This window comes from Bacteroidales bacterium, from assembly GCA_035647615.1.
Classification (GTDB): domain Bacteria; phylum Bacteroidota; class Bacteroidia; order Bacteroidales; family 4484-276; genus SABY01.
In genome coordinates, this window is sequence record DASRND010000003.1 from 317,956 (window position 1) to 325,203 (window position 7,248).

General features: G+C 47.4%; 3 protein-coding genes. 2 read left to right on the forward strand and 1 reads right to left on the reverse strand.

Translation table 11 applies throughout. The features are described 5' to 3' along the window. Window positions 1-13: 13 nt before the first annotated feature. Window positions 14-2,632: a T9SS type A sorting domain-containing protein gene (locus tag VFC92_01865; GenBank protein HZK06922.1), complete on the reverse strand. Its 2,619-nt coding sequence runs from the start codon at window positions 2,630-2,632 to the stop codon at window positions 14-16. Window positions 2,633-3,188: 556 nt separating this feature from the next. Here VFC92_01865 and VFC92_01870 point away from each other — a divergent pair. After that, a complete protein-coding gene (locus tag VFC92_01870; protein HZK06923.1) occupies window positions 3,189-4,133 on the forward strand; it encodes a J domain-containing protein in 945 nt (314 codons plus the stop codon). An 86-nt stretch (window positions 4,134-4,219) separates the two neighbouring features. Continuing rightward, the gene (locus tag VFC92_01875) at window positions 4,220-6,538 is read left to right on the forward strand and encodes a TonB-dependent receptor (protein HZK06924.1); all 2,319 of its coding nucleotides are present in this window, start codon (window positions 4,220-4,222) and stop codon (window positions 6,536-6,538) included. Window positions 6,539-7,248 lie beyond the last annotated feature (710 nt).

A 7,248-nucleotide genomic window follows, 5' to 3' on the forward strand; every position in this document is an offset into this window, starting at 1 on the left:
ATTCTTTTCTGTGTTAATGATTAATAATCAGCTTGCGATGTACAACTCCACTTGCTGTCCGGATTTCGAGATGATACAATCCGCTTTGCAAATGATGCACATTCATCATTTTGTTATTAATAATAATATGATCGATAAGTTTTCCATCAATGGAATAAATCAGCACTTCAGGCGAACCGACAAGCCCTGAAAAACAAACAACATTGTCGGTGGGGTTGGGAAATAAAACCACTCCATTATTTGGATTATTGGCCGGGTTATGAATGTTGTTGATGATGCAGGTGTCGCAGGAAGAAAAGCAAAAAGCAGTAAGCACCACCGGCTCCTGCGGAACTGTGAAGTAGCGGTTGTTGTTGGCAGCGCAGGCAGCAGGAACCGTTTCGTCATCGCCCCAGCTACTGCCATTAATAAACTTAAACTCGTGATAGCTTCCGGCTTCCAGTGTGGTGGTGTAGGTATAAATATCCTCTTCGTCCTGAACCATCGGCGTAGCTTCCGGGTTCCACTCCTGAAAATCGCCGGCCAGATGCACCCCTTCTCCTGATACTATTTCGTTGGCCATATCCACCCTGAAAGTTACGGCTACCTGCGGCGGCACAATATCACAGGGGAAACAACTTCCAAAGCAAAAAGCAGTGAGTGTATCCGGCTGATCAGGCACTGTAAAAAACCGGTTGCCGCTGTTGGCACAACCTTCCGGTACCAGCTCCTGTCCGTCCCAGGTGTTGCCGTTTACAAATTTGAATTCGTGATAGGTGTTGGAGGCGAGGACGATCGTAGCCGCGTAAACGGCGTCGGCAATGTTGATCATGGCGCTGGCTGCAGGGTTCCAGCCCTGGAAATCGCCGGCCAGGTGCACGCCATCAGCCGAAACAGTTTCATTGGCCATGTCGACAACAAAAGTGATTTCTACATTGGTGGGCGGTGGCCCGCACGGTTCGCAACTGCCAAAACACCAGGCCGGCAAAATTGTGTTTTCGTCAGGAATGGTAATAAAACGGTTGTTATTTTGAGCACACTCCGGCGGGACGATTTCGGCAGCGTCGAAGGTGTTGCCATTGATAAACTTAAACTCGTGATAAGCACCTTCTTCCAGCATAAGTGTTGCTTCATAGACATTGTCGCCCGAGAGTGTCATGGGTGTTCCGGCGGGATTCCATCCCTGGAAAGTTCCTGCCAGATGCACGCCTTCGGGAGCAACCGTTTGGTAGCTCATATCCACACGGAAAGTTATGGCATAATCAGGCAACGGTGGTACGCAGGGTTCGCAACTGCCAAAACAGAGCGCTGGCATGGTGGTGTCGTTGGCGGGCACCGTGAAGTACCGGTTGTAGCCGCCCAGTCCATCGGGGATGCCGCAGCTTTCTGGTACCAATTCGGTGTCGTCGAAGGTGATTCCATTAATAAATTTGTACTCCTGAAAGCTCGCGGAAGGCAGCACCAGCGTGGTGGAATAAATTCCGTTGCCGGATGCGGCTAATGGCGTGGACGATGCGTTCCAGTTCTGGAAAGAACCTGCCAGATGCACCCCGTCGGGCGAGACAATTTCGTTGGTCATGTCGATGGCAAATGTTACGGCAACATCCACAGGCGGTGGGCTGCAGGGATCGCAGGATGCGTAGCAGACCAGCGGAAGGGCGGTGTCATTTTGCGGAAGCGTAATGTAGCGGTTGTTGTTGACGCCGCAGGCCTCGGGCACATCCTCCGATTCTTCCCATGTGGTGCCGTTGATGTATTTAAACTCCTGATAACTTCCCGACGACAAAGTGGCGGTGTAGGTATAAATATTATCGCCGGCGTCGGTCATGGGTGTGGCGCCGGGCAGCCATCCCTGAAATCCGCCACCAATGTGCACGCCGTCGGACGAAATGGTTTGCTCCGACATATCCACCTGAAAAGTTACCTGAATATCCACAGGCGGCGGGCCGCATGGGAAGCAGCTTCCAAAACAAACTGCTTCCAAAGTAGTAGGAACCGGCGGCACGATGAGGTAACGGTTCATGCCATTGGCACAGGGAGGCGGCACCGTTTCGTCGAAACCCCAGTCGTTGCCATTGATAAACTTGTATTCGTAATATCCGCCCGCTTCCACCGCAACAGTCACCTGGTAAACATTGTCGCCCGCCAGCGTCATGAGGGTAGCTCCCGGCTGCCACGGCGGCTCCTGAAAGCTGCCGGCAACGTGCACGCCGTTAGCCGAAACAGTTTCGTTGGACATATCCACCTGAAAAGTGATTTCCACCAGCGGAGGGTTACAGATGGTGCAACTGCCAAAACAAAAAGCATCGAGCACTACGTTTTGTGCGGGTACCGTCAGAAAGCGGTTGTTGTTGAACGCACAACCCGGCGGCACTTGCTCGTCCATTCCCCAGTCGTTGCCGTTGATAAATTTATATTCGATGGCCTCACCGGAAGCCAGTTCGGCTGTGTAGGCGTAAATATTATTCTGCGTCAGCGTCATCTCTGTGCTGCCCGGGTTCCATTCCTGGAAATTCCCGGCAATGTGCACTCCCAGTGGCGACACCGTTTGCTCCGACATATCCACCCTAAAAGTAACCTCCACGGCCAGAGCCTGCGTAACTACAATACCAGCAATCATCAATGCAATCAACAGCGTAATTCTCCTCCACATAATCGTTGTTTTTTAGTTTTTATAATTTTCAAAAATAATTATTGTCTGACCAACTTCCCGCTAAAAAGCTGATTTTCATCAAAAATATAAAAGTAACGTAACCCCGCCTGTAAATGCGAAATGTCAATCTGCACATTATTGGGCTGGCATTCATTTGCTAAACAGCCTTGCAGGTTGTAAAAATAGATTTAGCAGCCAAAAATTAAAGCTGTTAAATATAGATTATTCTTCACCGTAACTGCCGCCGGAACAAACCACCACCAAAAGGTGTTGCTACAATAAAATAAATCTTAATCCAATTTTTACAAATCCTTTAAAATAAACCCAAGGCTAGCGGACAACTATCAAAAGGTTTGCTTTCCGACAGGTAAATCAAGCTTTTGATTAATTCTGCAAATATGACAGCAAAACAAAAGCATAATGTGGCTGTGTTTGTTTTAAGTAAAGCGGCTCAAGTCATAGGATGGCTGGATATTAGAACCTAAATGTCTGATGCAGCCAATGTTTTGCACAAATTTTGATTAGACCTATCTTGCAATCGAACAAAAATAAACAAATGGAATACAAAGATTATTACAAAATATTGGAAGTAGAAAAGGCGGCATCTCCTGACGACATTAAGAAGAGCTACCGCAGGCTGGCGCGCAAATACCATCCCGACAAAAACCCGGGCAACCCCAAATCAGAGGAGAAATTTAAAGAGATGCAGGAGGCTTACGAGGTACTGAAAGACCCCGCCAAGCGCCAGAAGTACGACCAGCTCGGCTCCAACTGGAATCAATACCAGCATGCCGGTGGCGGCGCGAACGACTTTAGCAACTGGGCACAGCAAGGTGGCGGAAGTCAGTACCGTTCAGCTTCCTTTGATGAAGTTTTTGGCGACAGCGGAGGCTTCAGCGATTTCTTCCGCAGTTTCTTTGGTGGCGCTGCCGGTGGGCAGGCTGGCTTCGACGGTACCCGAAGACGCCGCAGTAGTGGCTATCGCAGCATCCGCGGAAGCGACTACCAGGCGAAGGTGCGTCTCACACTCGAGGATGCTTTCAGAGGCTCCTCGGCAGTGCTCAACGTTAACGAACAGAAAATTAAAATCAACCTAAAGCCGGGCGTGCGCGACGGACAAGTGCTTCGCGTAAAAGGTAAAGGTGCTCCTTCGCCTTCCGGTGGCGAAAGCGGCGATCTGCTGCTGAAGATTTCGGTAATCAACAACACCAATTTTACTATCGATGGAAACAATCTGCATCTCGATTTTACCACCGATCTCTACACCGCCATGCTGGGCGGCAAACTTACCGTAGATTCCATCGAAAAACCCATCAGCATTACCTTGCCCCGCGAAACCTCCAATGGGAAAGTGCTGCGCCTCAAAGGTCAGGGTATGCCCGTGTACGGGAAAAAAGATGAGCGTGGTGACATGTATCTTAAAATTCATGTTTCACTTCCCAAAGGCCTCACCGCCGAAGAAATCTCACTTTTCGAAAAATTGGCTGCTTTGCGTCGGTAGCCGTTACCGAAATAATAAAAGATACTCCATGCCGTTTAACCCACTTTATTAATCCATACACTGTTGCCGGTATCGCTGCTTTACTTATGAATAAACTATACACTGCTCTCTTCATACTTCTATTTGTTGCCCCATTTGCGGGATTCAAACAAGTGCACGCGCAGGGTGCCACCATCCGCGGCTTCATTTACGAACGCGAAACCGGTGAGCCCGTAATTTTTACCAACGCCTATCTTTACAAAACTACTTATGGCGCCTCCACTGATGTGAATGGTTATTACATTATTACAAAGGTGCCTCCCGGTGAGTACATTTTGATGGTGACCTCGATGGGATTCGATACGCTGCGTGAACAGATTACTGTGAAAGTAGGAGATATTTTAAACAAAAATCTTTTTGTTAACGAATCGTCAATAACCCTCGGAACGGTGCATGTATCTGCCGAAAGGCAGGCAGCAAGCACCGAAACGCGTACTTCCATTGTTAAAGTTACGCCCATAGATATTAAGCAAATCCCATCGGTGGGCGGTCAGCCCGACCTGGCGCAATACCTTCAGGTGCTGCCCGGTGTGATTTTTACCGGCGACCAGGGCGGCCAGCTTTACATCCGTGGTGGCTCGCCTATTCAAAACAAAGTGATGCTCGACGGTATGGTTATTTACAACCCGTTTCATTCTATCGGGCTGTTTTCGGTTTTTGAAACCGACATTATCCGAAATGCCGATATTTTCACTGGCGGGTTTAATGCCGAACAGGGCGGACGAATATCTTCGATAATGGACATCACCACCCGCGATGGAAACAAAAAACGGATGGCCGGAAAAATCGGCGCCTCTACTTTTGGTGCCAACGTGATGATAGAAGGCCCCATAAAAAAACAAGCCGAAACTGGCGGCGGAAGCTCCTCATTTATCTTGTCGGCCAAAAATTCCTACCTCAAACAAAGCTCCGATATTTTTTATGGATATGTAAATGACGATCAGGGATTGCCGTTTAACTTTTTGGATTTGTATGGAAAAGTATCTATCAACGCTTCGAACGGCAGTAAACTCAACATGTTTGGTTTCAACTACACCGACCGTGTAAATTATCAGGATATTTCCGATTACTCCTGGGATGCGGCCGGAGCAGGTGCTAATTTTGTAATTATTCCCGGAAATTCGCCGGTATTGTTACAGGGCGTCATGGCATATTCGACTTATGAAATGCAACTCGACGAAGACAATGCGCAGCCGCGTACCAGCAGCGTCAATGGTTTTAACGCCGGACTTAACTTTACCTACTTCATGGGCAAGGATGAGTTAAAATATGGTCTTGAACTCAATGGTTTTAAAACTGATTTTGAGTTTTTCAGTGAAACCGGCGGGCGCATCAACCAGCGACAAAACACTACAGAACTGGCTCTGTATGGAAAGTATAAACTCAATACCGGCAAGTTTCTTATCGAACCGGGTTTTCGCTTACAGTGGTATGCCTCGTTGTCGGAGCTGTCGCCCGAGCCACGTCTGGCTATCAAATACAACGCTACCGCACACACACGCTTAAAACTGGCCGCCGGGCTTTACTCACAAAATCTTATCAGCGCCCGCAACGACCGCGACGTGGTGAACCTTTTCTACGGCTTCCTCTCTGGTCCTGACAACCTGCCCGCCGAATTCGACGGCAAAGAAGTAACTAGTAAGCTGCAGAAATCGCAACACCTTATTCTGGGTTTGGAGCAGGATCTCTCACGCTATTTTACGGTAAACCTCGAAGGATATTACAAATATTTTCCCCAGCTTACCAACCTGAACCGGTATAAGATTTATGACGAAAACGATGCGCCTCCCGGAGCTACCGATCTCGAGAAAAAAGATTTCCTGATAGAGAAAGGAAAAGCCTATGGCGTGGATTTGTCGTTGAAGTACAACCGCAACAACCTTTATTTCTGGGGGGCTTATTCGTTTGCTTTTATCGAAAAATATGATGGTGAGGTCTGGTATTATCCTCACTACGACCGTCGTCACAACCTGAACATGCTTGCATCATACACCATGGGGGACCTGAAACAATGGGAGGTAAGTCTGCGTTGGAATTTTGGTACCGGGTTTCCTTTCACTGAGTCGCAGGGCTATTTTGAAAAGCTGCTTTTCCCGGGCGGTATCAACAGCGACTACGTCACCGAAAATGGAAATATGGGGATTCAATACGCCGAACTCAACAAAGGGCGTCTTCCGTCCTATCACCGGCTCGATTTTAATATGAAGCGCATCTTCTTCCTTGGCCAGCACACCGAGTTGCAGGCCGACTTCAGCGTTACCAACATTTACGACCGTGCCAATGTATTTTACATCAACCGGCTCACCAGCGGAGTGGTGCGGCAGTTGCCGGTAATGCCCAGCCTGGGGCTTACACTCACTTTTTAGTATCCTATCGATGGCGATTTGTTTTAGGTCACTTGAGCTCTCTGCCTGATCCCGACTTGCCCATTTTATTTTACTATACCTGTATGAATTTCTAAACCAAAAAAAAACCTTTCAGGGGGAAGCTGAAAGGTTTTCACATGATGGGGAAATCAAATTGAAGTCTCCACCTTTAGTGAGGCAGAGACTTCAATAATTGCACCTTGGGTAAACTGTTTTTCGGAGGAAGGATGAATCGGATTGAGGAATGTTAAAACGGATATTTCTGCCTGATAATTTTCCGGGTTGGACAAACAGTCACTTTGGACGCAGTAGGAAAAGAACGAAACTAACCAATCAAAAAAACAATTGAGCGGCTAAGATACTACAGCAATGCGCATTTTCCAAATGGTGAGCTGCTACCTAAAAACATGTGTTTCAATGCAATATTAGGTTTTCTTGTGTGAAAGATGTATATTCTTGAACGAGCGCTACAAGATCTTGAACGAACGCAATAGAAAATATTTTTTAAAAACCTCTAATTTATTTTGATTCTAAATAGTGTTTACGTAAAAAACGCAATAAGCAGTCCAACACCAAAGGTGGAAAAATAAATCAGGAATCATTATTAAGACAAAAAAACGCGTGGGACGGTCAGGTTTCTATTTTTGATTAGCAAATCTTGACTGTCTGTGGATATTCAAATTTTTGTTGCACGCTCCTTGAGGTTCTTT

Excerpts from the sequence above, each read along its gene's own strand:
- VFC92_01865 (HZK06922.1), bottom strand. The coding sequence starts at position 2,632 with ATGTGGAGGAGAATTACGCTGTTGATTGCATTGATGATTGCTGGTATT.
- VFC92_01875 (HZK06924.1), top strand. The coding sequence starts at position 4,220 with ATGAATAAACTATACACTGCTCTCTTCATACTTCTATTTGTTGCCCCA.
- VFC92_01870 (HZK06923.1), top strand. The coding sequence starts at position 3,189 with ATGGAATACAAAGATTATTACAAAATATTGGAAGTAGAAAAGGCGGCA.